This window comes from Nocardioides sp. YIM 152315 (assembly GCF_029210375.1).
In the GTDB taxonomy this organism is placed as follows: Bacteria; Actinomycetota; Actinomycetes; order Propionibacteriales; family Nocardioidaceae; genus Nocardioides.
The window spans coordinates 303,662-329,647 of the sequence record NZ_JARGER010000037.1 but is presented as its reverse complement, the minus strand read 5'-3'; the positions used below and the strand labels follow the sequence as shown (position 1 = coordinate 329,647).

The following is a 25,986-nucleotide window of genomic DNA, read 5'->3' as shown; positions in this document are numbered from 1 at the left end:
GGCGGGTCGCGGGCCGGGACACGGAACAGGACTGGCGGGCGGACCTGCGGCCGAGGTATCGCCCGCGCCGGTTCAGGTCAGCGGCCCACCGACGGTCGAGCGCAGGCCGGCGACCAGTGCGTCGAGACCGAACTCGAACTGCTCGTCGGAGGCCATCGTGGTGACCATCGGGCTCAGGTCCACCAGGTTGGGGAACTCGTCGCGCGGCAACGAGGCGTAGAAGTGGGTGCGCTGGCGGCGCAGCTCGGCGGCCTCGTCGCCGCCGAGGCCCCACTGCCGGGGCAGCTGGTAGCTCGCGAAGCCGAGCGCGTAGATCATCAGCGCGGCGTATACGCGGACCGCCGCGTCGTCGTCGAAGCCGGCCGCCCGCAGGCAGCCGATGACATCGTCCATCGCGCCCTTCATCGACTTCGCGCTCGTGGTCGTCCGGCTGGCCATCAGGTAGACGACGCTCGGGTGCCGGCGCATCATGCCGAGCAGCGCGTGCGCGAGCGAGCGGATCGTCTCCGCGGCGTCGTGGCCCTCGACCTCCGGCACCTGGAAGTTGCCGAGCACGTGGTCGGCGACGCCGTCGAGGATCTCCTCCTTGCTGCGGAAGTAGCTGTAGAGGGTCATCGGGCCGACGCCGAGCTCGGACGCGAGTCGGCGGATGGTGAGTGAGTCGATGCGCTCGCTGTCACAGATCCGCACGGCCATCTCCACGATGGCTTCTGTCGTCAGCATGCGAGAGCCGTTGCGGCCCTTCGTCCCTGTTGACTTAGACATGGTGGTCGTCTTCGCTCTCCACGGTCAGCGACCGCCGCTCGGCGTCACGTGAGAGAAGGGTGCCATATCCGGGCGCCTCCTCGGGCAGTCCCAGGGCACGCAGCACCCACCACAGCAGGGCCTGGTTGCTGGTCACGAGCGGCCGCCCGGTGCGCCGCTCGATCTCGTCGATCACCGGCGCCACCTGCACCCCCGCGCAGCTGAGCAGCACCGCGTCCACGCCGTCCAACCAGAGGCCGGCGACGGTGTCGACCCACGCCTGCGGCGGGATCTCGCCCTGCTCGACGGGGGTGCCGCACGGGCGACCGCCGACCTCGACCACGTCGACCCCGTGGTCGGCCAGGTAGGCCGACTCGGCCTCCACGACCTCGGGGAGGTACGGCGTGACCAGGGCGACGCGACGGACGTCGAGATGCTCGAGCGCCCCCAGCACCGCCTCGATCGTCGTGACGGCAGGTACGCCGGCGTGCTCGGCCACCACCTCACGGATCCGCTCCGGCCCGGCGAGCATGGTCGCCGCCGTGCAGTTGACCGCGACCAGCTCGACCGCGGCGTCGGCGAGGAGCTCGCTCTGGGCGCCGACGTGCTCGGCGAACCGCAGGTCGTCGGCGACCCCGGTGCGTCGGAACGGCACCCGGGTGGTGACGAACTGGACCCCCTCGGGCGCCATCATCTGGATCTCGTAGTCGCAGAGCCCGCCAGAGGGATAGAGGTGGCCGACCCGCGCCCGGGTGCCGAAGCCCTGGCTCATCGTTGTGCCACCTCCTCCGGCGACCGGGACCGGAACGGCCCCTGGTAGGCGTGCTCCGCGCCCGGCCCGGGGCGCCGCTCGGCCGGGACGCCGACCGAGGAGCGCGCGGGGTAGCGGTGCGCCCAGGGCCGGGCCGCCTCCAGTTGGGCCGCGAGGCGCAGCACGACGTGGTCCTCGCCGTACCTGCCAGCGAGCTGCACGCCGACCGGCAGACCCTCGTCGGTCCAGGTCGCCGGGACGGAGACCGCCGGTGCGCCCGTGCTGTTGAACTGCGGCGTGAACTGCAGCATGTGGACGCTGTCGACCACGCCCTCGGGGTAGGACCAGAAGGAGCCGAGCTCGAGCGGGAGCTGCACGGTCACCGGGGAGAGCAGGACGTCGAAGCCGTCGGCCCACCAGGTCGCCATGTCGCGGCGGAACCGGTCGAGCCACAGCAGCGCGCGGGTGTGGTCGGCGGCGCTGATCTCGCGACCTCGGCGGGCCCAGTGCTCCGTCACCACGTCGTGCCATTCGGTCCCGTCCGTCCCGCGCGCGGTCTCCTCGAGGTCCTCGACCGCGAGCGCCACGGCCGGGCTCAGCAGGTCGAACCAGCGCTCCCAGTAGGTGGGGTCGAACATCACGCCCGGGTGGCTCTCGACCACCTCGTGACCGAGACCGCGCAGCACCCCGACCGTCTCGTGGACGGCGACGGCGACCGCGGGGTCCACCGACCAGGCGCTCGCCTCCGGAGTCTGCGCGACGTAACCGACCCGGAGCGGAGCGGTCTCGCCGAGTGCCTCCACCAGGCTGGGCCGCCGCCGCGGCGCGACCACCGGGTCGCCGACACCGGGACCCGCCACCAGGTCGAGCACCGCCGCCGTGTCGCGTACGCTCCGGGTCAGGAAGCCCTGGACCGCGTGCCCGAACAGGCTGTCGGCCTCACCGGGTCCGTCGCTCACCAGCCCCCGGCTCGCCTTGTGCCCGACCAGGCCGCATTGGGCCGCCGGCATCCGGATAGAGCCGCCGCCGTCGTTGCCGTGGGCGAGCGGGACCATGCCGCTGCTCACCGCCGCCGCCGACCCACCCGACGACCCGGACGGCGTGCGCGCCAGGTGCCACGGGTTGCGGGTCACCCCGAAGGCGGCGTTCTGGGAGTCCGAGCACAGTCCCAGCTCGGGCACGTTGGTGCGACCGACCACCAGGAAGCCCGCGGCGCGGAGGCGCTGCACCAGCCACGAGTCGCCCTGGTGCCGGCGCCCGGCCGCCGCCAGGGTCGGATTGCCCTGGTGGTCGGGGTGCCCCGCGACCGCGGCGCCGAGGTCCTTGAGCAGGATCGGCACCCCGGCGAACGGGCCGGACAGCTCGCCCCTGCTCTCCGCGCGGGCCTGGTCCAGGCACTCGTAGGTGACCGCGTTGATCAACGGGTTGAGCCGCTCCATCGCGGCGGCCGCCAGGTCCACCAGCTCGGTCGCCGAAACCGCACCGTCGCGCACCGAACCGGCCAGCGCGGTGGCATCGGCGGTGGCGAACTCCTCCTCGTCCAAGGTCGCTCCTGTAGTTCGCGGACCGGTTCGGGATACGGTCGAAAAGGTTCGTACTAAGTATGGTGCTAAGTGATTCCACTTTGTATGGTGGCGCGGTCGATGTCAACGTCCGCGCGAGGAGTCCCATGACCACCACGAGCACGAGCGACGTCCTCGGGCCGGCCATCGGACTCCGCGTGCCGCCCTGCCGACCGGCGGTGGAGGTCGCCGCCTTCGCCCGTCACGTCGAGGGTCTGGGCTTCGACCGTGTCTACTTCCCCGACTCCCAGCTGCTCTGGCGCGACCCCTACCTCACGATGTTCGCGGCGGCCAGCGCGACGTCGGACCTGGTCCTCGGCACGGCGGTGACGAACGTCGTCACGCGGCACCCGAGTGTGGTCGCGGGTGTGGTGCGCTCGGTGGCCGAGGCCGCACCGGGCCGCGTGCATCTCGGCCTCGGCGTCGGGAACAGCTCGGTGGAGCCGATCGGGCTGCGGCCCAGCCGGCAGGCCGAGCTGCGCGACGGGATCGCCCAGATCCGCGGCCTGCTCTCGGGCGCGGACGTCCAGGTGAACGGCTGCATCGCCCGGCAGCGCGACGCGCACCCCGGCGTCCCGGTCTACGTCGCCGCCAGCGGCCCGCAGAACCTCGGCCTGGCCGGCGCCATCGGCGACGGCGCGATCCTGCTCAGTGGCGTCTCGCCCGCGCTGCTCGACCGCGGCGTCTCGCTGGTCCGGCAGGGCGCAACGGACGCCGGGAGGGACCCGGCCTCGGTCGACCTGGTGGTCAGCGCCTACGCGATGGTCACCGACGACGTCGAGCGCGACGCCCGGATCCTCAAGCCCGTGCTCGCCGGGATGGCCCAGCACGGCGCCCGCGCCGTGCTGGAGACCGTGGGCATCCACGCCGACGTCCCCGCCCAGGTCCCGGAGATCTACCCCGACCTGGTGCACGCCGAGGACTGGTCGCTCGCCGTCGAGCACTGCTCGCGCTGGATCTCCGACGCGGACGCCGTGCGGTACGCCGAGGAGTTCTGCCTCTTCGGCAGCGCCGAGCACATCGCCGAGCGGATCCGGGACGCGCGAGCCCGGGGCGCCTCGACCCTCTACCTCCAGCACGTCGGATCCTACGACCTCCCCGAGCGCCTCGCCGAGGACATCGCCGGACGGGTCCTCCCCCTGCTCGCCGCCTGAGCTTGCCCACCACGACAGGAGAGATCCGACGATGACCGTGCCGCACCAGGCCATCCGCAAGGGCTATGCCGACTCCCGCTTCGGACAGCTGCACTACGTCGAGACCGGCACCGGCGGCCCGCCAGTCCTGATGCTGCACCAGACCCCGCGGTCCTCGGACGAGTACCGCGACGTGCTGCCGCTGGTCGGCGCGCACACCCGGGCGATCGCCATGGACACCGTGGGCTTCGGTGCCTCCGTACGCCCCGACGAGCCGATGAGCATCGAGCGGTTCGCCGACGGCGTCGAGGACCTGGTCTCCGGTCTCGGGCTCACCGAGCTCGTGCTGGTGGGTCACCACACGGGCGGCGTGATCTCGGTCGAGGTGGCGGCCCGCCGCCCCGACCTCGTGCGCGGCCTGGTGCTCTCCGGGACGCCGTACGTCGACGCCGCGCGCCGCGAGCAGGTCTCGACCTCGCGGCCCCCGATCGACCTGGTCACCGTGGCCGAGGACGGCTCGCACCTGCTGGAGCTGTGGCAGCGGCGCGGCGCCTTCTACCCCGCCGGCCACGCCGCCGTGCTGAACCGGGTCGTCCTCGACGCCCTCCGTGTGATCGACCGCGTCGAGGAGGGCCACCAGGCGGTCAACCACTACCGCATGGAGGACCGCATCGGCGAGGTCGCCTGCCCGGTCCTGGTGGCCTGCGGTGAGCTCGACTCCTTTTCGCTGCCCGACGTGCCGAGGTTCCTGAAGCGACTGCCGCAGGCGACCTCTACGGTGCTGCCCGACACCGGCGTCCCCTCGGTTGACCACCACCCGGCCGCATTCGCCGCGGCGGTCAACGACTTCGTCGGTCGGCTCGGGATCGAGGGTGCGTAGTGCCTGAGTACGACGGCCGCGTCCACTGGCTCGCCCTCGGCGGCACGATCCAGTGCCTCGGCGAGGACCCTCTCGACATCGACCGCTACCACCTCACTGGCGGCACGCTGCGGCCGGTCGACCTGATCACCCCGGTCTCCGAGCTCGTCGGCACGGTCACCTCGGAGGAGGTGAGCGGCACCCCGAGCCACGACCTGGCGCCGGCCGCGGTCCTGGACCTGCTCGGGCGGGTGCGTCGGCTGCGCTCGACCGACCTCGGCGCCGCACCGGTCGGCTACGTCGTCTCCGTCGGCTCCAACGGGATGGAGGAGCTGGCCTACCTACTCTGGCTGCTGCACGAGGGCCCCGAGCCGCTGGTGGTGACCTCGTCGATGTGGCCGCCCACCGCCGTCGGCAGCGACGCCCTGGGCAACCTCGTCGGCTCGATCGCCGCCGCGCGGGCGATTCCGCCGGACACCGGCTACGGGCCGGTCGGCCCCGGCGATCTCTCCGGCCCGACGCCGGTGATGATCGTCGCCGACGGGGTCGTGCTGCACCCCGCCGCCGCCTTCAAGACCCACACCACCCGCCGCGACTCCTTCAGCGCCTCGGCCGCGCCGATCGGCAAGGTCTGGCCGGGCGAGGGCGTCTCGCTGCGGGCCCGGACCAGCCGGTCCCCCGTCGCCGGGGCTACCGTGACCGGCGACCTGCCCCGCGTCGACATCAGCTACTCCTACCTGGGCGCCGACGGCACCGCCATCGAGGCCGCCGTGGCGGCGGGCGCCCGCGCCGTCGTCTGCGCCGGCATGGGGGGCGGCTTCGGCACCGCCTCCGAGCGTGACGCCGTACGCCGGGCCATCACCGCCGGGGTCGTCGTCTGCCAGGCGACGCGGACGCCGTTCGGGTCGGTCAACGAGCCGTCGCGCACCACGCTGGACCCGGCGGTGCTGCTCAGCGACCGCCTCACTCCCCAGAAGGCCAGGCTCGCCCTGTCCGTGGGCCTCGCGGTCGGCCTCGACCGCGCCGGCCTCCAGGCCCTGCTCGCCACGCCGGCGCTGCTGGAGGGCGACGCGTGACCGGAGTCCAGGTGGCTCCGTCCCGACCGACCGCGGCCGCGCTCCGTCCGGTCACGGCGGTCGTGGCGGTGATGGTCTCCGCCGCCATCCCGCCGTTCGCGGTGGGTGCGGTGGCGGTCCAGGTCGGCCGGGCCGTGAACTTCTCCGCCGCCGACCTGGGCATCGGCGTCGCGGCCTACTACCTGGTCTCCGCGCTGCTCTCGCCCACGGGTGGCGCCCTGGTGGTCCGGTTCGGACCGGTCGCCTGCATGCGGGTCGCCACCGCCGCCGCCACCCTAGGCATCGTCGCGATCGCCACCGCTCCGTCGGGCACCGTGATCGTCGCCGCCCTGGCCGTGCTCGGGGTGCCGAACGCGGTCGTGCAGCCGTGCGCCAACCAGGTCCTGGTCACCATTCCCGCCCGGGCGCAGGGCCTCTCCTTCGGGCTCGTCCAGTCGGCGATCCCCCTCTCCACGCTGATCGCTGGTGCCCTGCTCGCGCTGTTCGGTTCGGGCGAGACCTGGCGCGTCGCGATGTGGGTCGTCGTCGGCATCACCGTGCTGGCCCAACTTGTCATCGGCTGGGCGCGGACGACGGCGGCCGTGCACGACGACGCGACCGCGGCACCCGCGGACCTGCCGGCCCTCGGCGGCCGGCCGCTCCTGGCCCTGTTGGTGGTCGCGGCGTTCGCGGGCTCGGCCGCGGCGACCACCCTGCCCGCCTTCCTGGCCAGCACCGGCGACGACGCCGGGCTCGCCCCCGGCGGCATCGCACTCGCCCAGGTCGTCGGCAGCACCGCGTGCGCCGTGACCCGGATCGCGGTCAGCCACCGCGCCGGCTCGCACCCCGGCCCGGCCAACTTGCTGACCGTCGCCGTGCTCGTCCTCGCCGGCGGCGCCGGCTTCGTACTGCTCTCGCTCTCGACGGTGGGCGGCCTGGTCTTCGGCCTGGGCGCCCTGCTCGCCTACACCTGCGGCTGGGGCTGGAACGGCCTGTTCAACCTCGCGATCACCAAGGCGCGGCCCGGGCGGGTCGCGGCCACCACCGGCCTCACCCAGGGCGGGATCTTCCTGGGTGGCGCTGCCGGTCCCTTCCTCTTCTCCCGACTACTCGAAGTCGGGGGCTACCGCCTGGCCTGGAGCACCACGGCCGGCATCGCCGTGATAGCGGCCGCCTCCCTCACCGTCGCGAAGCAGCGGTGGTCGAGGGCAGTCGGCCTGGCAGAAGGAGCAGCATGAACCCCACCTCCGTGGACCGCCACCAGGACCTCCTCGTCGACTCCCTCGCGGACACGCTCGAGGACACGCTCGAGGACGGCGTGATGGACCTCGCGGTCCACTCGATGACCGCGGCGGCCGACGGCGTGCTCGTCCTCGAGCTGGTCGATCCCGAGGGCGGGCTGCTCCCGTCGTGGACGCCCGGCGCGCACATCGACCTCGGGCTGGCCGACACCGTGCGCCAGTACTCCCTGTGCGGCGATCCCCGCGATCACGACCGCTACCGGGTGGCCGTACTGCGCGAGGAGCGCTCGCGCGGCGGCTCGTCGTACGTGCACGAAGAGCTGCGCCCGGGTGAGGTGGTCGAGGTCGGTGGCCCGCGCAACCACTTCACGCTGCAGCCGGCCGAGCAGTACCTCTTCATCGCGGGCGGGATCGGGATCACACCGATCCTCGCGATGGTGCGGGAGGTCCGGGCGAGCGGGTCGCCGTGGCGCCTGGTGTACGGCGGCCGCAGTCGCGCGAGCATGACCTTCGTCGCGGAGCTGGCCGAGCTCGCCGGGGACGGCGACGTCCGGCTCCAGCCCCAGGACGAGCTCGGGCCGATCGACGTCGCCAGCCTGCTGGCCGACCCGGTGCCCGGCCTGGCCGTCTACTGCTGCGGGCCGACGGGCCTCATCGAGGCGGTCGAGTCGGCCTGCGCCGACTGGCCCGACGGCGCTTTGCACACCGAGCGGTTCGTGGCCAAGGACCTGAGCGGCCTGGTCTCGGCGCCGGTGGCGGTGCACTGCGCCCGCTCGGGACTCGACCTGCAGGTGCCGGGCTCGACGACCATCCTCGACGCCCTCGAGGACGCCGGGCTCAGCGTCGCCAACGCCTGTCGCGACGGAGTGTGCGGCTCGTGCGACCTGGCGGTCCTCGACGGCGTACCCGACCACCGCGACTCCTACCGCTCCCCGCAGGAGCAGGACGACACCGGCGCCATGGCCGTCTGCGTTTCGCGCGCGAAGACACCCTCGCTGGTCCTCGACATCTGAGCCGACACAGGAAGGCAACCCGATGACCCACACCCAGGAGCCACGCCAGGCGACCCGCCGGCATGCACCCCGGTCGCGTCGTACCGGCAGCACCGACCCCGACCACGGCAAGGACTGGTCGACCTGGCCGACCTACGACGCGGCCGAGCTCGGCCTGCGCAACTACTGGTACCCGATCATGTGGGCCGAGCAGGTGGGCCAGAAGCCGGTCCCGATCGAGCTGCTCGGCGAGCGGATCGTGCTGGTCCGCGACCACGACGAGATCTACGCCCTGCACGACCGGTGCCCGCACCGCGGCGTACCGCTCTCGCTGGGCCGCCGCCAGTACGACGGCACCATCAGCTGCCCCTACCACGGCTGGACCTACCGCCTCGACAGCGGCCGCATGTGCGCCGCGCTCACCGACGGCCCCGAGTCCCCGATCAACAACAGGGTGAGCGTCTCGACCTACCCCGTCGAGCAGCGTCTCGGCCTGGTCTGGGTCTACGTCGGCGACGAGGAGGCGCCACCGGTCGAACGAGACATCCCGCGCGAGCTCCTCGACCACGACTTCGTGATGGGCGGACGCTGGGACATCCGCGAGGGCAACTGGCGCTTCGCCGCCGAGAACGGCTTCGACGAGGGCCACGCGAAGTACCTCCACAACACCGCGCTGTGGCGGCTGTTCAAGGTGATGCCCGCCTGGAACGTCACCCGGGTCGTGGAGGAGGACGGCTGGCTGATCCGGGTGCAGGACGAGGTGCACTGGGAGGCGGAGTTCCCCGAGCTCGGGACCTGGACCAACAAGCGCTGGTGGAAGCGGATGCCGCTGCCCGACGCCCCCGGCAAGGGCAAGAACATCAACCCGGTGATCGCGGGCCTGAACATCCCGGGCTTCGTCTCGTTCCGGCTCCCCGGGCTGCTGCGGGTCGCCTACCCGCAGTTCATCCACTACGAGTGGTACGTCCCGGTGAACGAGGACCAGGTCCGCTACGTGCAGATCATGGTCCGCTACGAGGAGGGCCTGAAGGCGGGCGCGTTCAAGGCGAAGTACCTCGGTGCGATCCGCTGGCTGTTCCACGGCCAGTTCACCGGACAGGATGCCTGGATGGTCGACGTGATGGACGCCCCGCCGGAGAAGCTCTACCGGCCCGACCTCTCGCTGACCGCGATCCGCCGCCACATCGAGCAGGTGGCGCCCACCGTGCAGGTCGACCGCACGCCGGGCTCGAAGCGGACCCGCAAGCCGGCCGCCCGGGAGATGTCATGAACCCGCGACTCGTCGTCCGCGTACTCATCGTGCTCGCGCTGCTCGCGCTGCTCCCGGTCGTCGTACAGAAGGTGCTGCTGCGGCTGACCGGGACCGTCGTCCGGGAGGAGCGCCGATCGCGATGACCGGGGGGTCGACCGAGCACACCCCGGGGACGCCGGCGCCCAGCCACCACGAGGCCGCCAACAGCGTCCTCGGCAAGGCGCGGCTGATCCTGGAGTGCTTCGAGCTGGGCGACGCGGACCTCTCCCTCACCGAGATCGCGCGACGCACCGGCCTCGCGAAGGCGTCGGTGCACCGGCTCAACCAGGAGCTGCTCGAGTGGGGGATGCTCGAGCGGTCCGGGCAGGAGTACCGCCTAGGCCTGCGCGCCTTCGAGCTCGGCAGCCGCGCACCCCGGATCCGGGTGCTGCGCGACGGCATCCGGCCGCTGATGGAGAGCTTGTTCCACAGCCAGGGCGAGACCGTCCACCTCGGCGTGCTCGACGGCCTGGAGGTCGTCTACATCGAGAAGGTCGCCAGCGGTCCCCACGCGACCCGGCCGTCCACGATCGCCGGTCGGATGCCGCTGCACTGCACCGCCACCGGGAAGGCGCTGCTCGCCTACGGTCCCCGCGAGCTGCTGGACGACGTGGTCGAGAGCGGCCTCCCGCGACGTACGCCGGCCACGGTCGTCTCGCCGCGCCTGCTCGGCGAGCAGGTGGCCCGGGCGCGTGAGCGCGGCTACGCGACCGAGCACGAGGAGACGGTCGTGGGCTACTGCTCGGTCGCGGTGCCGGTCTTCGGCCACAGCGGGCTGCTGCTGGCCGCGCTCTCCATCACCGCGCCGACCTACCGCGCCGACATCGACCGCTACGCCACCACGCTGCTCGACGGGGTCCGCCGGCTGCAGACGATGCACATCGTCAACTGAGCCACCGGCCGCTACCCGGCCAGGAACCGCTCCACGGCCGCCACCACCTCCGCCGGACGCTCCTCCATCACCGGAATGTGGGCGCCGGCCACGATCTCGCTGCGCACCTCGGCCGCCTCGGTAAGGGCGCCGGCCAGGCGCGGGACATGCGGCATCGCGAACGGGTCGCCGGCCGCGCACAACACTAGGGTCCGGGCGCGGACCAGGCCGATCCGGTCCTCCATCACGTAGCGGTGTACGGCGCGGTGGCCCTCGGCAGGATCGATCCCCGGCGCCAGGGCGTCCCGGACGAACCGGTCCAGCAGATCCGGCCGCCCGGCCGGGTAGTAGGGCAGCCGCTGGGCCCACAGGGTGGTCAGGTGCGAGCCGTCCTCCTGGATCTCGGCGTCGTCGACACCCAGGTCGGAGCTGTCCCGCTCGGAGCGCCACGCCGCGTCGTTGTAGGGCGAGGAGGACAGCACCAGCGTGCTGACCCGATTGGGTACGGCGGCGGCGACCTCGAGCGCGACCAGGGCACCCGTGTGGTGCCCGAGCACCGTCACCTCGTCGATGCCCAGCGCGTCGAGGAGGGCGAGCGCGCCCTCGGCGTACTGCTCGATGCTCTGGGGCGCGGGCAGGCCCGGACTCCCGGCGAAGCCGCGCATGTCCATCGCGACGGTCCGGCGCGCGGCACCGAACAGCGGGAGCACCTCGCGGAACTCGTCCCACGACCGAGGGGCCTGGTGCAGCAGCAGCAGCGCGGGCGACCCCGACCCGCACTCGGCGTAGTGCAACTGGCCGAGAGACGTGTCGGCGTACCCCATCCGGATGGGCCCGGGGGACGTGGTCGAGGACGTCATGTGCTCTCCATCTGCCAAGGGCCGATCTCCACCGGCCGGTCTCCAGCGGGAGCCCCCGACCGGGCGGCCGCGGGCCGCTGGTCTGCTGGGCGGACCAGGAAGGTGGCGCGGTCCGTGTCCGCGGCACATCGTTCTAGCCCGATGGGAACACCTGCTGGAAGGACGGTCCCGTGACACGGAACCAGCTCGACCGCGACGCCTCGAACATGCTCGAGAAGGCCCTGCGGATCCTCCAGGCGTTCCGCCCCGAGGACGACCACCTCCGCCTGGTCTCGCTCGTCGAGCGGACCGGCATGGCGAAGTCGACGGTGCACCGCCTGGTCACCGAACTCCTCGACCACGGGCTGCTCGAGCACGACGACCGGCGCGGCTACCGCCCGGGGATCGTGCTCTTCGAGCTGAGCAGCCTGGTGCCCCTGAGCCGGCACCTGCGCGAGGAGGCACTGCCGTTCCTGCAGGACCTCTTCGTGGCCACCCATCAGACGGTCCACCTCGCGGTGCGCGAGGGCAACGACAGCGTGTACGTCGAGAAGATCCACGGCCACTCCGACCTCGGCCTGCCCTCACGGGTGGGCGGCCGGCTCCCGCTCGTGTGCACGGGCGTGGGCCGGGCGCTCCTGGCGTTCAGCGAGCCGGAGGTCCAGCGGCGGGCCCTCGCGCGGCCCACGCGGCGGATCATCGACGGCACGGTCCTGGACGCGGGACGCCTGGCGCTCGACCTGGCCGAGGTACGGTGCACCGGGCTGTCCTACGAGCGCGGCGAGATCGCGACCGGCCAGGGCTGCATCGCCAGTCCCGTGATCGTCGACAGGGCGCCGGTGGCGGCGATCTCGCTCTCGGTGCCGATCCACCACTACAACCTCCCCGCGCTGGCCGGATCAGTGAAGAAGGCCGCGACCAACCTGGCCGGCAAGCTCGCCCAGGCGCCGGCGCTCGGTCGGGCGGTCTGACCGGGCCGTCCCGCCCCACGGGACCCGGGGGTCACGGGGGCCGTCCGGCGGGCCATGCTGCTGGTCTCCACCCCGCGAGTTCGACCCGGGTGGCGCTGAAAGGGAGTGAGGATGCCGCGCACGAAGGTCGCGATCATCGGGTCCGGCAACATCGGCACCGACCTGATGATCAAGGTGATACGCACCTCCGAGCACCTCGAGATGGGGGCGATGGTGGGCATTGACCCGGACTCGGACGGGCTCGCCCGGGCCAGCCGGATGGGTGTGGCGACCACCGCCGACGGCGTCGCGGGCCTGCTCGCGATGCCGGAGCTCGCCGATATCGAGATCGTCTTCGACGCGACGTCGGCCAAGGCCCACGAGGCCAACGCCGCCGCCCTGGCCCCGCTGGGAAAGCGACTGATCGACCTCACCCCGGCCGCGATCGGCCCCTACGTGATCCCGGCGGTCAACCTCGACGAGCACCTCGACGCGCCGAACGTCAACATGGTCACCTGCGGCGGTCAGGCCACCATCCCGATCGTGGCCGCGATCGCCCGGGTAGCGCCGGTGGCGTACGCCGAGATCGTCGCCTCCATCGCCTCCAGGAGCGCCGGTCCGGGCACCCGCGCCAATATCGACGAGTTCACCGAGACGACGTCGGCCGCGATCGCCGGCGTCGGCGGTGCCGCGCGCGGCAAGGCGATCATCATCCTCAACCCGGCCGAGCCGCCACTGATCATGCGCGACACCGTCCTGGCGCTCGTGCACACCCCGGACGCCGACCTGCGCGATCAGGTCGTGGCGTCGGTGGAGAAGATGGTGGCCGACGTGGCGGCGTACGTCCCGGGCTACCGGCTCAAGCAGCAGGTCCAGGTCGTCGAGATCCCCGAGGACCAGCCCCTCCGGACGCTGGTCGACGTGGGAGCGCGGCCCACCCACCAGGTGACGGTGTTCCTTGAGGTCGAGGGTGCCGCGCACTACCTCCCGGCCTACGCCGGCAATCTCGACATCATGACCTCCGCCGCACTGCAGGTGGCCGAGCGGATCGCCGCCTGGAAGCTGAGCGCATCAGAATGAGCACCCCGATCTTCGTCCAGGACGTCACGCTGCGCGACGGCATGCACGCCGTACGCCACCGCATCTCGCTCGACGACGTCACCGCCATCGTCGCCGCCCTCGACGCGGCCGGCGTCGACGCGATCGAGGTCGCGCACGGCGACGGTCTCGCGGGGAGCTCGCTCAGCTACGGGCCCGGCTCGCACCGCGACTGGGAGTGGATCGAGGCGGCGGCCTCGGTCCTGCAGGACGCCCGGCTCACCACGCTGCTGCTTCCCGGGGTCGCGACCATCCACGAGCTCAAGACCGCCTACGAGCTCGGCGTCCGCTCGGTCCGGATCGCCACCCACTGCACCGAGGCCGACATCTCCGCGCAGCACATCGCGGCCGCGCGCGAGCTCGGCATGGACGTCTCCGGATTCCTGATGCTCTCGCACATGGCGCCGCCCGCCGAGCTCGCGGCGCAGGCGCGGCTGATGGAGTCCTACGGCGCCCACTGCGTCTACGTCACCGACTCCGGCGGACGGCTGACCATGAACGACGTCGCCGCCCGCATCCGCGCCTACCGGGACGTGCTCGACCCGGGGACCGAGGTCGGCATCCACGCACACGAGAACCTCTCGCTGTCGGTGGCCAACTCCGTGGTGGCGGTGGAGCACGGCGTCTACCGTGTCGACGCGTCGCTGGCCGGCCACGGCGCCGGTGCGGGCAACTGCCCGATCGAGGCCTTCGTGGCGGTCGCGGATCTCGTCGACTTCAAGCACGGGTGCGACCTGTTCGCCCTCCAGGACGCGGCCGACGACCTGGTCCGGCCGCTCCAGGACCGGCCGGTCCGCGTCGACCGGGAGACCCTGACGCTGGGCTACGCGGGCGTCTACAGCTCCTTCCTCCGGCACGCCGAGGTGGCCGCCGAGAGGTACGGGGTGGACGTGCGCGACATCCTGATGGAGTGCGGCCGGCGCCGGCTCGTGGGTGGCCAGGAGGACATGATCGTCGACATCACCCTCGACCTCGTCGCGCAGCGCAGCGACGCGTCCGCGTGACCCCTGCCCGGTCCGGGCCGCCCCGGTCCCTGGCCGAGGCGGTCCGCGAGCGGGCCGAGCGGGATCCCGATGGGGAGCTGGTCCGGCTGGTCGGCGGACCGGCCTGGACGGCAGCGGCGCTCCACGACCGCGCCACAACCCTGGCCCGCGGCCTGGCCCGTGTCGTACGCCCGGGTGATGCGGTGGTGACCTCGGTCGACCCGGGGCCGGAGACGATCGCGCTGACCACGGCGCTGTCCCTGATCGGCGCGGTGGAGGTGGCGCTGCCCGACGGGACCGATCCCGGGTGGGCAGAGCGGCTTTCCCGCGACAGCGGCAGCGTGCTCGCGGTCGCCGACCCGTCCCGGCTCGCCACCGAACACGCGCTCGATCCCCTGGAGCGGCTCTCGCCACTGGGAGTCGTCCGCACCCGGCCGACCGGCTCGACCTGGTCGGAGGTGACGCTGGACGACCTCGCCGCCGAGCCGCGGCCCCTCCCGCGCCACGAGCCGATCCTGGCCACGCCGGCTCTGGTGGTGCCGACGTCCGGCACCACCGGCCGGGTGAAGGGCGCCCTGCTCCCGAACGGCGCCGCCATCGGCCAGGCCCGGCGGGTCCAGCGCGCGATGGCCTACGGCGTCGACGACGTCGTGTTCAGCTTCTTCCCCTGGCAGCACATCAACGCCCGGCACGCCGCGTTCCTGCCCGCCGCCCTCGCCGGGGCGCGCGTGGTGATCGGCCGGCGGTTCTCCGCGTCCCGCTTCTGGGAGATCGCGGCGGTCGAGGGCGTGACCGCCTTCAACTTCATGGGCGCGGTCTGCGCGATGCTCCTGCGCCGGCCGGCCGGCGAGCTCGACCGCGCCCACGCAGTGACCCGCGCGTACGGCGGCCCGGCGCCGGCCTGGCTGGTGCGGGAGATGGCCGCGCGGTTCGACGTGCAGCTGCGCCAGGCCTACGCCTGCACCGAGCTCGGGGACGTGGCCACCACGGGCGTGCGGGTCCGTCCCGGCGCCGCGGGGGTCCCGGTCCCGGAGTACGAGCTGCAGGTCCGCGACGACGCCGGCACGCCGGTCCCCGACGGTGACACCGGCGAGCTCGTGGTCCGCCCGCGAGCCCCGCACCTCACGTTCACCGGGTACGTCGGCAACCCCGAGGCGACGCGACGCGCCTGGCAGGACGGCTGGTTCCGCACCGGCGACCAGGTCCGCCTCGACCACGGCTGGCTGTTCTTCGAGGGCCGCAGCGCCGACGTGATCCGGCGCCGGGGCCACAACATCAGCGCGGTTGCCGTCGAGGACGCGGTGGCGACCTTCGACGGGGTCGCCGAGGTGGCCGCGGTGGCGGTCCCTTCCGAGCTCACCGAGGACGAGGTCCTGGTCGTGGTGGTGCCCTGCGGCGACTCGCTCGACCCGGAGGCGCTGCACCGCCACTGCCGGTCGGTGCTGCCCCGGCACGCCGTACCCCGCTACGTGAGCGTCGAGCCCGCCCTTCCTCGCAGCGCCAACCTGAAGGTGCTACGCCGCGACCTGCGCGATCGCGGCCTGCCCGCGTCCTCCTGGGACGCCGAGACCCGCCTGACCACCTCAGCACAGGAGCTCGGATGACCGCTGCCCTGCGTGTCCTCGACCTGACCGACCCCCTCGCCCACCACGCGGCGCGGGTCCTCGTCGGCACCGGTGCCGACGTCCTCCGCGTCGAGCGGCCGGACGCGCCCGTCGTCGACGAGGCGAGCGACCTGCACTGGCACGCCGGCAAGCGGGTCGTCACGGTGCGCTCGGAGGAGGAGTACGACGAGGTCGTCGCCCGGCTTGCGGCCGGGGCGGACGTGGTGCTCGAGTCGGGGCCGCTGCGCCGGATCCGGACCCTTTGCCTCCGCGCCGCCGACCCAAGCGCCTGGGCGCGCGTCGCCCACGTGGTCGTCACCCCGTTCGGACCCACCGGCCCCCGCCGCGACTGGCTCGCCGGCGACCTGGTGCTCACCGCCGCGGGCGGAATGGCCTGGCTCGGCGGCGACCCGGGCGAGGCACCTGAGCCGCCGCCGCGCGACCAGGCGGGCCAGCTCGCGGGCGCCCATGCCGCCATCGGCGCGCTGCTCGCACTTGTCGCCCGGCGTCGTACCGGGCGCGGGCAGCTCGTCGAGATCTCGGCTCAGGAGGCGGTCGCGGCGACGCTCGAGACCGGGGCGATCTCCTGGATCCATGCTCAGTCGATCCCAGGTCGCACCTCCGGTGTCTACGGGCACGTGGCCCACCGGGTCTTCGCGGCCGCCGACGGCCACGTCGCCGGCGGCTACTCCGGCAGCCCGCGGATGTGGGACGACCTGCTCGCCTGGATGGTCGAGGAGGGGGAGGCCGAGGATCTCGACCAGCCGGTCTGGGACGACGTCGAGCACCGCTGGAAGCAGCGACCGCACGTGGACGAGGTGGTCGCCCGGTTCGCGGCCCGGCGCACGACGGCCGAGATCGCCGAGCAGGCGCTGGCGCGGGCGCTGCCCTGGGCCGAGGTCGTCCCGCCCGCCAGGCTCGCGGAGAACCCCCAGCTCGCCGATCGGCGGTTCCCGGTCACGATCGACACGCCCCGGGGAGAACTGCACGACGTCGGCTTCCCTTTCGAGTCCCCGGGCCTGCCGCGTCCCGTGCGGCTGGGCCCGCCGCGTCGCGCCGCCACCACGGTCGCCTGGCTCGCCGCGCCCGCTCGGGTCCTCGAACCGTCCCGACCGACCGCGCCGGAGCAGGGCCCCGGCGCGCTCGCGGGCGTGCGCGTCCTCGACCTGACCTGGGTGCTGGCCGGACCCTACGTCACCAAGATCCTCGGCGAGCACGGCGCCGACATCGTCAAGGTGGAGTCCTCCCACCGCAAGGACCCGACCCGGTTCGCGCCCGGCATGCGGCTGCGCCCGGGGGCGTCGTACGACGACAGCGGCTACTTCTTGAACTTCAACCGCAACAAGCGCAGCCTGGCGCTCAACCTCCGCACCCCTCGAGGCCAGGAGCTGCTCCGGGCACTGGTGCCCCACGTCGACCTCGTGGTCGAGAACTTCAGCCCCGGCGTGCTGGCCAGATGGGACCTGGCCTACGACCAGGTGCGCGCTCTCAACCAGCGGGTCGTGCTGGTCTCTATGGCCGGCGTCGGGCAGGACGGACCATGGCGCTCGGCGGTGACGTTCGCCGATACCCTTTCAGCGATGTCCGGACTCACCTCCGAGACCGGGCGGCAGGACCGGGCGCCCCAGGGCCTGACCTTCGGACTCGGCGACATGGTCGCTGCGAACGCGGCGGTGGCCGGCGCCCTCGAGCTGCTCCACGCCGGCGTGGGCGGGCACCTCGACCTCTCGCAGCTCGAGGCGATGGCGGCCAACCTGGGCCCTGCGGCACTGGAGGCGCAGCTGGGCGCTCAGGCGTCGCCCGGTGTGGTCCCGACGGTGGTGCGGACCCGCGGTGCGGACCGCTGGCTGGCGGTGGGCGACTGTCCCCCCGAGCAGCTGCGGGCCGCCCTCAGCACGCTGGCCGGCACGACCGCGCCGGTCTCCTCGGCGGACACCGCCGCGGCGCTTCGAGCACTGGCCGCCGACCACGACGCCGACGAGCTCGCCGGCCGACTGCAGCTGCTCGGCATCCCCGCCCACCCGGTCCGAGACGGCCGGGACCTCGTCGAGTCCGACCCGCAGCTCACCGCCCGCGGCTTCTACGCCCCGATCGAGCACCCGATCGCGGGGCCGGTCCGGCACGAGGGGGTGGTCGAGCACCTCCACGAGACCCCGGGCGGGCTGTGGCGACCGGCGCCGCTGCTGGGCGAGCATACCGACGAGCTGCTCACCGAGCTGCTCGGCCTGTCCGGGCCCGAGCTCGCCGACCTGCACGAGGAAGGGATCCTGTCGTGACCCGCGAGACCACCACCGAGTACCTCGGCTTCCGCACCCGCCGCGAGGGCTCGGTCGCGGTCGTCACCCTCGACCACGGTCGGGTCAACATCGTCGACCCCGAGCTCATCGAGTCGCTAATCGCCGGTCTCCCGGACGTCCTGGACGACCCGGAGGTGCGGTGCGTCGTGCTGCGCGGCAAGGACCGGATCTTCGTCGGTGGCGCGGACCTGCGGGTGATGCGCAGGTTGGACCCGGACACCTACCGGGCGATGCGCCGCTGGGTCGTCGTCCAGCGAATGCTCGAGCTCGCGCCGAAGCCGGTGGTCGCGGCCCTCAACGGCCATGCGCTCGGGGGTGGCGCCGAGCTCGCCCTCGCCTGCGACCTCCGCATCTTGCACGCCGACGCAACGTTCGGCTTCCCCGAGTCCGGCCTGGGCATCTTCCCCGGCGCCGGCGGCTCGCAGCGCCTGCCGCGGCTGATCGGCCCGCACCGGGCCAAGCGGCTGATCTTCGACGCGACCCGGCTCACCGCCACGCAGGCCCTGGACGAGGGACTCGTCGACCTGGTGGCCGGCGACGACTTCGAGGACGTTGTGGCCGCCGAGGCCGCACGGCTTGCCGCGCGACCGACCGCGACCCTGGGACTGGTCAAGAGGGTGATCGCCGAGGGCCTGGAGGTCGGCCTGGACGAAGCGATGGCGGTCGAGGAGAGGTACGTCCTTGAGAACATCGCCCTGGCCGATGCCGCCGAGGGCATCCAGGCCTTCCTCGACAAGCGAGCGCCGGAGTTCACCGGCCGGTGAGCCCGTCGCCTCCCGGGCTATCGCTCAGTTGACGGACCGGTCGAGGGCGACCTTCCGGCTGACCGCGGTCAGCGACGCGGCGTACTTCGCGACGTCGGCACGGAAGGTCGGTGCCGTGATGGACAGCGCCGCCAGCAGCATCCCGGTCGGCCCGAAGACGGGCACCGCGACCGAGCAGTAGCCGACGGTCAGCTCCTCGAACTCGCTGGCGTAGCCGTTCTCGCGGGCCTTGGCCAGCTGCTCGGCGAGCAGCTGGGGCACGACCAGGGTCGCCGGAGTGACCCGGTCGAGCCCGCGCGCGAGGACCGACTCGAGCACTGTGGACGGGCCGAAGGCGAGCAGCACCTTGCCGGTGGCGGTCGCGTGCAGCGGCATCCGGCCCGCGATGCGGGAGGGCCGCGCGGCCTGCGGGGTCCCGACGATCTTCTCGAGGTAGAGGACGTCGAGCCCGTCGAGCACCGCGAGGTGCACCGTCTCTTTGGTGGCGAAGCTAATGCTCTCCATGTACGGCCGCACCGCGTCCCGCAGCACCCGGAACCGCGGGACCCGGCTGCCGAGCTCGAAGGCGCGCAGGCCCAGGCGGTACTCCTGGCCGGACCGCTCGAGCATCCCCCACTCGAGCAGCTCCTGGTTGAGCCGGTGCACCGACGGCTTGGAGATCCCCGTGCGTCGGGAGATCTCGGCCAGCGACAGGTTGACATCGTCGATCTCGAAGCACTCCAGGATCAGCCGGGCCTTGCCGAGGACGCTGTTGGCGCCCCGGCCCTGCCCCGCGCCGTACGTGCGGCCGGCCGCTCCTTCTGGCACGTGTGCCCTGCTCTCCGTCTGTCTGGTGCCGTCTCTGCCGTCTAGCCCGGCGCGTGGTGCGGGAGGGCGAGGACCGTTCGCACCAGGATCTCCGCCAATCGTCGCATCTCGCCGAGGTCGACCAGGTTCATGCCGAGCGTGAAGTCGACCTCGCCGCCGTCGGGCGCTCGCGGCACCTTGGGCATGCCGACCCGCGCGGTCGGGACGCCGCGCATCCGCAGGATGTTGGCGTCGGTCGCGCCGCTGTTCTGCCCGATCGGGATGTGCGGGCCGCCGGAGACGGTCTCGAACGCCTCCGTGGCCGCGCGCACCACAGGCGAGTCGTGGGCGGTGCGCGTCGCCGGCACGTAGGCCACCTGCTCCACCGAGACCTCGTCCACGCCGAGCTCCTCGCAGATCTGCTGCACTTCGGCTCGGACCTCCCGAACGACGCCTGGCCCGGTCTGTTCGGTGGTGAGGCGCACGTCGAGTCGGAGGCGGACGACCGCGGGGGTTGCCGCCGCCAGCCGGTCGTCGCCGCCGTGGACGCCGGCCACGATGCCCTGCGGCCGCATGGTGGCGTGCTCGTGCCGCTCGGCGTACTCCCCGAACCACTCCTCCAGGTCGGTCGCAACCCGAGCGGCGAGCGCGACCGCATTGCGATAGGGCATCCGGTGCCGGCTGCCGACATAGGTGTGCCAGCCCGGGATCACGACGTCGATCCAGACCAGACCGACCTCCTCGTGGGAGACCGTCCAGCCGGGCTTGGCGATCACCGCGTAGTCAGTGGTCCACCCTCGCTCGAGCAGGAACGTCGCGCCCACCCCGTGGCCGGTGTTCGCCCGGCCGGGGACGCCGGCACCGTCAACGGCGAAGGACGGCATGCCGCCCGCGCCGAAGCCGGCGACCAGGTCGCCGGGGGGTACGACGCCCGCGGCCGCGAACGCCTCGACCACCGCCATGATGGTGGCGGCGTGGCCCTTCGGGTTGCCGGCCGCGAGGCCCTCGACCAGGTCACCATGGACGACCGCGTGCGGCGCCATGTCGGGCCGCTCGACCGTGGCGGCCCAGGGCACGTCGTGGGCGGGGTCCCCGACGGTGAAGGTGTCGAGCGGCGCGTAGAGCAGCAGCGACGGGCCGCCGGAGCCCGCCAGCACGCCCACGGCATTCGCCTGCCGCTCGTCGAGCTCCTGGAGCTGGCCCCGCACGCCCTGCGCCCTGAGCCGGGCGGCGATCCAGGCGGCCAGCGGACCCTCCCCACCGGTCGGGCTGGGGATGTCGACCACGCCGACCACCAGCTCGGCGAGCCGCTCCCGGGTCACATGCTCCATGACCGCCGCGACCGTGGCGTCGAGCTCACGCTGGGTGCTCACTGATGTCCTTCCGTCGTCGCGAGTCTGGAGGAGGTGGTGAAGCCCATCGTGACGGGTGCGAGCCCGTCTGCGTACGCCGCGTAGTGCTGGCCTGCGGTCACCGGGAGTGCCGGCCCGACCGGGGAGGCGAGCACGACCTCGCCCGGGCGCAGCACCTGGCCCTCGGCCGCCCAGGCCAGCACGAGCGATCGGACGTCGACGAGCGCCGCGTCGATCGACACGTTGAGCCGCCAGGTGAGCTCACCGTCGAGCTCGAGCCGGGCCGGCAGTGGCCCGGGGCCGAGGTCCACGGCGGCCCGGTCGACGCCGATCACGAACACCCCGGCTCCCGCGTTGTCGCAGATGTCATCGACCAGGGACGACTCGGTGCCGACGATCCGGCGGTCGGTGGCCTCGAGCGCTAGGGAGACAGCCACGCCGGCGCGCACCTCCTCCAGCGTCGGGACGTCGGCGTCGTCGGGATCGGCGCGGAGTTCGCCGAGCACGGTGCAGGCGAGCTTCAGCTCGACGCGTGCCTGCAGCAAGCGGCTTGTCGGCACGTGGGCGCCGTTGGCTACCAGCATGTCGTCGAGCAGGACGCCAGTGCTCCGGTGCGCATCGCCGCCCGACGCATGCGGCCCAACCTTGGCGCCGACCCGGACCGCACCACCGATCAACTGCAGCTCCAGGACATGGCGGCGTACGGCGAGCGCGCGGGCGACGTCGTCCCCGATGAGGTCGCGCAGCGAGGGACACGGTCGACGCAGCGTCCCCGCCTGGCGGAGTCGCTCGGCTGCCGCCTGGACCTCGTCCGGCATTCCGGGTTGCTGCGCGCCCACGTCGTGCGGACCTCAGGCCCTCGGGACCAGGACGCCCCGGCCGCGCAACCGGCCGGACCGGAGCAGTTCCACGGCGCGACCAGCCTCGCCGAGCTCGAACTCCTCAACGCCCAGGGACAGCTCACCGGAGACCAGCAGTTCGGCGAGTCGGGGAGCGAGCTCACGGCTCTCCCGATCGCGACGGATCATGTTGACCGGCAACATCGCCACGTCGTCGAGCAGCCAGTTCGACAGCTCGAGGCTGACCTCGGTGCCGCCGACGTAGCCGACGAGCACCGCCCGGCCGCCCGCGCGCACCGCACGCAGTCGCTCGAGGAGCCCGGTGCCACCGACGGTGTCCACCAGCAGCGTGGCGGGCCGGTCGGCGGCGAAGGCCTTCAGCGCGTCCGCGTCGGTCGTCACCACTGCGGCCACGCCGTCGGACAGCGCGGCGGCCTGCTCCTCGTCGAGCACCAGGGCGGTCACCGTGGCGCCGGCCCGCCGGGCGAGCTGCACGGCGACCGAGCCCACGGCGCCCGCGGCTCCGGCCACCACGACGTGCTCGGCTGCAGCGTCGACGCCGTCCAACCAGTCGCCGAGCCGGCCGACCGCGTGCAGTGCGGTGTGGGCCGTGGTGGTCGGCACCCAGAACGTCGCGCCGAGCGCGGGACCGAGCCCGTCGACCACCGGGGTCAGCGCAGCGGTCTTGACCGTGACGTACTCCGCCCACGTCCCCGGACGCACGAGTCCGAGACCGCCGCCGCGCAGCACCACCCGGGTGCCGGGCTCGAGCGCATCGGAATCGACGACCACGCCGCAGCCCTCGACGCCGCCGACGTACGGCAGCTCCGGCTTGATCCCGAAGCTGCCCCCCGCGACGGTCAGGTCGAGGTGCGCGACCGCGGCAGCCTCGACCCGGACCAGCGTCTCCCCCTCACCGGGCACCGGTCGAGGCACCTCGTCGACGGCCGGGGGCTGGCCCCACCGGTGGATGCGGACCGCCTGCATGGTGCCGCCGCTCCCGCTCACGCGACCGGGTGCTTGGCCAGGAAGTCCAGACTGATCTGGTTGTATCTCTCGGCCTGCTCGTGCTGGGGCCAGTGGCCACAGTCGTCGAAGATCACCAGCTCCGACCCGGGGATGTTGTCGTGCATGGCGCTCGCCTCGGGCACGTCTCCGAACGGGTTGTTGCGGCCCCACACAATGAGCGTCGGCGTGGTGATCCGAGCCAGGTCCTCGGGCTTGAGGATGTTCCGCAGCCGGGTCTCCATGTCCTGCAGTGACAGCAGGTTGTCGATATTCTGGACGAAGTCGGGCCGGTGGTAGATGTCGTGCCGGATGGCGACGAGCTCTTCGGTGGCGTTGATCGGGTCGGCCATCAGCAGCCGCATCCGTTTGCGAGTGAGCTCGAGGTCGTCGGTCTCCACCGCCAGGCGGGTGCTGGTGCGGATCCGCTCCATCACCTCCGGGTTGGCGACGGTGCCGCCCGCGCACAGCAGCTGCAGGGACGCCACCCGATCGGGGTTGTCGATCGCCGTCCGGCCACCGACCCAACCGCCGAGCGACTCACCGCCGAGGTGGGCCCGTTCGACACCGACGGCGTCCATGTAGGCGAGCAGGTGGTCGCGGTAGAGCGGGATCTCGTAGCGGTGGTCCGGCTTGCCCGTGTAGCCGTGGCCGAGCATGTCGATCGCGTGCACGCGGTACTTCTCGGCGTGTGGCCGCAGGTTGCGGATGAAGGCCTCGAGGTGACCGCTCGTGCCGTGCAGGAAGATGATCGTCTCGTCGCCGTGCCCGGCCTGCAGCGACCGCGTCGGGACCCCGCCGGCGTCGACGGTGCTGAGCGAGAAGTCGAGGTCGGCCAGCTCGGTCCAGATCGAGCGGGGCAGGTCGTCCGTCATGGTGTCTCCTTGTCGTGGCGCGAGCAGGCTCAGCGCTGGTTGATGCGGATCACGCGGGTGTTGACGCGGCTGCTCATCTCGGGCAGCAGCGCCTGATGGGTGGCGAGCCGCTGGCTGACGGCCCGGAGGGCGAGGATGCCGAGCACGAGGGCGGCGAGGGGTTTCATGGTCTTCTCCCTGGATCGTGGCGCAGTGGGTCGTGACTCAGAGGAGCTCGGCGGACGCGAGGAAGCCCGACACGACGGCGTGGTACGCCGCGGGTCGCTCCTCCTGGAGGTGGTGCGACACGTGGTCCATCACGTGCAGGCTGCCTCGCGGCACCATCCGCGAGAGCATCAGCGGGTAGTCGGGGGTGAGGAACGCGTCCTCGCGGCCCCACATGAACAGCGTGGGCGCGGCGACCCGGCCCAGCTGCTCGGTCAGGTCCTGCCAGTCGCCGCGCGGCGAGTCGGACATCGCGGCGAGCTCGCGCTCCTCGGGGTCGAGGCTCTGCTGGTAGCGGAGGTCGAGGGTCTCGTCGGGGAGCCGGTCGGCGTCGTACCACTCAAGGCGGGTGAGCAGCTCGCGCATCTTCTCCCGGCTCGGACCCTCGCCACCGTAATAGATGTCGCGGGCGGTGCGGCCGCGGTGGCCGCGCTCGGGCAGCGGGGCGAGCGGGCCGTAGAAGACCGGCATGCTGCCGGTGATCACCAGCGAGCGCACCCGGTCGGGGTAGAGGGCCGCGGCGTTGAGGGCGATCGTGCCGCCCCAGGAGTTGCAGACGAAGTCGACGCGCTCGATGCCGAGCTCGTCCATCAGGGCGATGGTCTTGGCGGCGTGGAAGTCCCACATCGGGCCGGCGATGCGGCACTTCTCGGACCGGCCGTACTGCAGGATGTCGACGAGCAGGCAGCGCCGGTCGCGGGCGAAGTACGGCGCCACGGGGCCGAAGTCGCTCCAGCCGGTGCAGCCCGGTCCGCCGCCGTGCAGGAAGATCGTGTTCGGGCCGGAGCCGAGATCGTGGTAGTGGTACTCGACGCCGTCGGCCTTGACGAACCGGCTCTCCGGCGGCGGTCCGGCGGCGGGGGAGGTGAACGGTGCGGTGCTCATGCAGTGCTTTCCTTGTCGGGAGGGTCTCGGAACGCCGGGTCAGGACGTGGCGGGCTCGATGACGGCCACGCCCATGCCGGTCAGCCACTCGGGCATCGGGGAGTAGGCGAGCGCCTTGCCGGGCGCGAAACGGAGGGCTGCGACCATCGCGATCCAGGTGCGCAGCTCCTGGCCGCCGTTGCCGGCGACCTCGAGGATGCGTTCGGTGGTCAGCTCGGTGTAGGGCTGCAGCTCGCCCTTCTCGAGGTCGGCGAGGAAGCGCTCGTCGAAGTCCTCGAAGATGGTCGGCTGGGCGGCCACGATGATCTCGCGGCGACGCTTGTCGTAGCGTTCCCACTCGCCGCGGCCGTTGAGCCAGGCCTCGACGAGGAACTCCTCGTCCTCGCCGTTCGGCTCGGTCCAGTCGCTGGGCCACGGGAGCTGGTGGGAGAGTCCGCCCGAGGCCACGATCACGACCCGGCGATCCTCGGCCATCTCCTCGATCGCGGTCGCGATGTTGGCGCCGAGCTGCGCCACCCGCGGCAGGGTCGGGAGCGGCGGCGCGAAGACGTTGACGACCAGCGGTACGACGGGCACGTCCAGGTCGCCGAGCAGCCACTGGATGGCGTGCGCCTGTCCGTGGTCGATGGTCATCCGTGCAGAGATCGCGACCTCCGTGCCCGCGTCGACCAGTGCGGCGGCGAGCGCGCGGGCGAACTCCGGGTCGGTGCGCTGCGCGCCCTTCGGCGTACCACCGTCGCCGGCGGCGATGACCTCGCCGACCCCCATCGTGAACGAGGGGATCAGATCGAGCCAGAAGCCGCGGAAGTGGTTGGAGCCGATCACGACGACCACGTCGGGCCGCGCCTCGACGATCCGGTCACGGGCCGCGGCCAGGGCGTCGCGGAACGCATCGGCGCGGTCTCTGTGGACCACGGCGTCCCAGTGCGTGTTCATCAGCGTGGAGTGGGAGGCGCCCACTCCCAGTACGATCGATGCCATCGGACCTCGTTCCTCGTCGGCGGCG

At 72.8% G+C, this 25,986-nt stretch carries 26 protein-coding genes; 14 read left to right on the top strand and 12 right to left on the bottom strand.

The features are described from left to right. Positions 1-72: 72 nt before the first annotated feature. Genes PZ894_RS13170 through PZ894_RS13160 form a run of 3 tightly spaced genes read right to left on the bottom strand, consistent with a single transcriptional unit; the run spans position 73 to position 3,039 of the window. Positions 73-723, bottom strand: coding sequence for a TetR/AcrR family transcriptional regulator (locus tag PZ894_RS13170; RefSeq protein ID WP_275745392.1), 651 nt, complete (start codon positions 721-723; stop codon positions 73-75). Positions 724-757: 34 nt separating this feature from the next. Beyond that, positions 758-1,516 carry an aspartate/glutamate racemase family protein gene (locus PZ894_RS13165; RefSeq protein ID WP_275745390.1) on the bottom strand — a complete coding sequence of 253 codons (759 nt, stop codon included), beginning with the start codon at positions 1,514-1,516 and terminating at the stop codon, positions 758-760. Beyond that, the gene (locus PZ894_RS13160; protein ID WP_275745388.1) at positions 1,513-3,039 is read right to left on the bottom strand and encodes an amidase; all 1,527 of its coding nucleotides are present in this window, start codon (positions 3,037-3,039) and stop codon (positions 1,513-1,515) included. Before PZ894_RS13160 ends, PZ894_RS13165 begins: the two co-directional genes overlap by 4 nt. A gap of 125 nt (positions 3,040-3,164) precedes the next feature. Here PZ894_RS13160 and PZ894_RS13155 point away from each other — a divergent pair, with 125 nt between their 5' ends. Genes PZ894_RS13155 through PZ894_RS13120 form a run of 8 tightly spaced genes read left to right on the top strand, consistent with a single transcriptional unit; the run spans position 3,165 to position 10,520 of the window. After that, positions 3,165-4,211, top strand: a complete 1,047-nt coding sequence (locus PZ894_RS13155; RefSeq protein WP_275745386.1) for an LLM class flavin-dependent oxidoreductase — start codon at positions 3,165-3,167, stop codon at positions 4,209-4,211. Positions 4,212-4,242: 31 nt separating this feature from the next. After that, positions 4,243-5,070 carry an alpha/beta fold hydrolase gene (locus tag PZ894_RS13150; RefSeq protein ID WP_275745384.1) on the top strand — a complete coding sequence of 276 codons (828 nt, stop codon included), beginning with the start codon at positions 4,243-4,245 and terminating at the stop codon, positions 5,068-5,070. Then, entirely contained in the window at positions 5,070-6,125 is a 1,056-nt protein-coding gene (locus tag PZ894_RS13145; RefSeq protein WP_275745382.1) for an asparaginase domain-containing protein, read from the top strand. The genes PZ894_RS13150 and PZ894_RS13145 overlap by 1 nt, the downstream gene beginning before the upstream one ends. Further along, complete coding sequence (locus PZ894_RS13140; RefSeq protein ID WP_275745380.1) at positions 6,122-7,342, top strand: MFS transporter; 1,221 nt, start codon at positions 6,122-6,124, stop codon at positions 7,340-7,342. The genes PZ894_RS13145 and PZ894_RS13140 overlap by 4 nt, the downstream gene beginning before the upstream one ends. Further along, a complete protein-coding gene (locus tag PZ894_RS13135) occupies positions 7,339-8,358 on the top strand; it encodes a PDR/VanB family oxidoreductase (RefSeq protein WP_275745377.1) in 1,020 nt (339 codons plus the stop codon). Before PZ894_RS13140 ends, PZ894_RS13135 begins: the two co-directional genes overlap by 4 nt. A gap of 22 nt (positions 8,359-8,380) precedes the next feature. After that, positions 8,381-9,607 (top strand): Rieske 2Fe-2S domain-containing protein, encoded by a 1,227-nt coding sequence (locus PZ894_RS13130; RefSeq protein ID WP_275745375.1) that lies wholly within the window; start codon positions 8,381-8,383, stop codon positions 9,605-9,607. After that, the gene (locus tag PZ894_RS13125) at positions 9,604-9,732 is read left to right on the top strand and encodes a hypothetical protein (RefSeq protein ID WP_275745373.1); all 129 of its coding nucleotides are present in this window, start codon (positions 9,604-9,606) and stop codon (positions 9,730-9,732) included. Before PZ894_RS13130 ends, PZ894_RS13125 begins: the two co-directional genes overlap by 4 nt. Further along, entirely contained in the window at positions 9,729-10,520 is a 792-nt protein-coding gene (locus tag PZ894_RS13120) for an IclR family transcriptional regulator (RefSeq protein ID WP_275745372.1), read from the top strand. Before PZ894_RS13125 ends, PZ894_RS13120 begins: the two co-directional genes overlap by 4 nt. An 11-nt stretch (positions 10,521-10,531) precedes the next feature. Here PZ894_RS13120 and PZ894_RS13115 read toward each other — a convergent pair whose 3' ends face one another. Then, the gene (locus tag PZ894_RS13115; protein ID WP_275745371.1) at positions 10,532-11,359 is read right to left on the bottom strand and encodes an alpha/beta hydrolase; all 828 of its coding nucleotides are present in this window, start codon (positions 11,357-11,359) and stop codon (positions 10,532-10,534) included. Between the two features lie 170 nt (positions 11,360-11,529). Here PZ894_RS13115 and PZ894_RS13110 point away from each other — a divergent pair, with 170 nt between their 5' ends. The 6 genes from PZ894_RS13110 (at position 11,530) to PZ894_RS13085 (ending at position 19,034) form a co-directional block, all read left to right on the top strand. Further along, positions 11,530-12,309: an IclR family transcriptional regulator gene (locus PZ894_RS13110; RefSeq protein ID WP_275745370.1), complete on the top strand. Its 780-nt coding sequence runs from the start codon at positions 11,530-11,532 to the stop codon at positions 12,307-12,309. A gap of 111 nt (positions 12,310-12,420) precedes the next feature. After that, positions 12,421-13,368, top strand: coding sequence for an acetaldehyde dehydrogenase (acetylating) (locus PZ894_RS13105; RefSeq protein WP_275745369.1), 948 nt, complete (start codon positions 12,421-12,423; stop codon positions 13,366-13,368). Beyond that, positions 13,365-14,390, top strand: a complete 1,026-nt coding sequence (dmpG, locus tag PZ894_RS13100; RefSeq protein ID WP_275745367.1) for a 4-hydroxy-2-oxovalerate aldolase — start codon at positions 13,365-13,367, stop codon at positions 14,388-14,390. Before PZ894_RS13105 ends, dmpG begins: the two co-directional genes overlap by 4 nt. Continuing rightward, positions 14,387-15,973 (top strand): AMP-binding protein, encoded by a 1,587-nt coding sequence (locus PZ894_RS13095; RefSeq protein ID WP_275745365.1) that lies wholly within the window; start codon positions 14,387-14,389, stop codon positions 15,971-15,973. The genes dmpG and PZ894_RS13095 overlap by 4 nt, the downstream gene beginning before the upstream one ends. Further along, complete coding sequence (locus PZ894_RS13090) at positions 15,970-18,249, top strand: CoA transferase (RefSeq protein WP_275745363.1); 2,280 nt, start codon at positions 15,970-15,972, stop codon at positions 18,247-18,249. The genes PZ894_RS13095 and PZ894_RS13090 overlap by 4 nt, the downstream gene beginning before the upstream one ends. Further along, entirely contained in the window at positions 18,246-19,034 is a 789-nt protein-coding gene (locus PZ894_RS13085; RefSeq protein ID WP_275745362.1) for an enoyl-CoA hydratase-related protein, read from the top strand. Before PZ894_RS13090 ends, PZ894_RS13085 begins: the two co-directional genes overlap by 4 nt. A 24-nt stretch (positions 19,035-19,058) precedes the next feature. Here PZ894_RS13085 and PZ894_RS13080 read toward each other — a convergent pair whose 3' ends face one another. From PZ894_RS13080 to PZ894_RS13045, 8 genes are read right to left on the bottom strand one after another with little or no spacing between them, the layout of a single operon-like run. After that, positions 19,059-19,841 carry an IclR family transcriptional regulator gene (locus PZ894_RS13080; protein WP_275745360.1) on the bottom strand — a complete coding sequence of 261 codons (783 nt, stop codon included), beginning with the start codon at positions 19,839-19,841 and terminating at the stop codon, positions 19,059-19,061. Positions 19,842-19,882: 41 nt separating this feature from the next. Continuing rightward, positions 19,883-21,193: a peptidase dimerization domain-containing protein gene (locus tag PZ894_RS13075; protein WP_275745359.1), complete on the bottom strand. Its 1,311-nt coding sequence runs from the start codon at positions 21,191-21,193 to the stop codon at positions 19,883-19,885. Continuing rightward, positions 21,190-21,990: a hypothetical protein gene (locus tag PZ894_RS13070; protein ID WP_275745358.1), complete on the bottom strand. Its 801-nt coding sequence runs from the start codon at positions 21,988-21,990 to the stop codon at positions 21,190-21,192. Before PZ894_RS13070 ends, PZ894_RS13075 begins: the two co-directional genes overlap by 4 nt. A 33-nt stretch (positions 21,991-22,023) precedes the next feature. Beyond that, positions 22,024-23,019 carry a zinc-binding dehydrogenase gene (locus tag PZ894_RS13065; RefSeq protein WP_275745357.1) on the bottom strand — a complete coding sequence of 332 codons (996 nt, stop codon included), beginning with the start codon at positions 23,017-23,019 and terminating at the stop codon, positions 22,024-22,026. Then, complete coding sequence (locus PZ894_RS13060; RefSeq protein WP_275745355.1) at positions 23,016-23,891, bottom strand: alpha/beta hydrolase; 876 nt, start codon at positions 23,889-23,891, stop codon at positions 23,016-23,018. The genes PZ894_RS13065 and PZ894_RS13060 overlap by 4 nt, the downstream gene beginning before the upstream one ends. A gap of 29 nt (positions 23,892-23,920) precedes the next feature. After that, complete coding sequence (locus tag PZ894_RS13055) at positions 23,921-24,058, bottom strand: hypothetical protein (RefSeq protein WP_275745354.1); 138 nt, start codon at positions 24,056-24,058, stop codon at positions 23,921-23,923. Between the two features lie 37 nt (positions 24,059-24,095). Continuing rightward, positions 24,096-24,980, bottom strand: coding sequence for an alpha/beta hydrolase (locus tag PZ894_RS13050; RefSeq protein WP_275745352.1), 885 nt, complete (start codon positions 24,978-24,980; stop codon positions 24,096-24,098). 39 nt (positions 24,981-25,019) lie between these two features. Next, positions 25,020-25,961, bottom strand: coding sequence for a hypothetical protein (locus PZ894_RS13045; protein ID WP_275745349.1), 942 nt, complete (start codon positions 25,959-25,961; stop codon positions 25,020-25,022). Between the last annotated feature and the right edge of the window lie 25 nt (positions 25,962-25,986).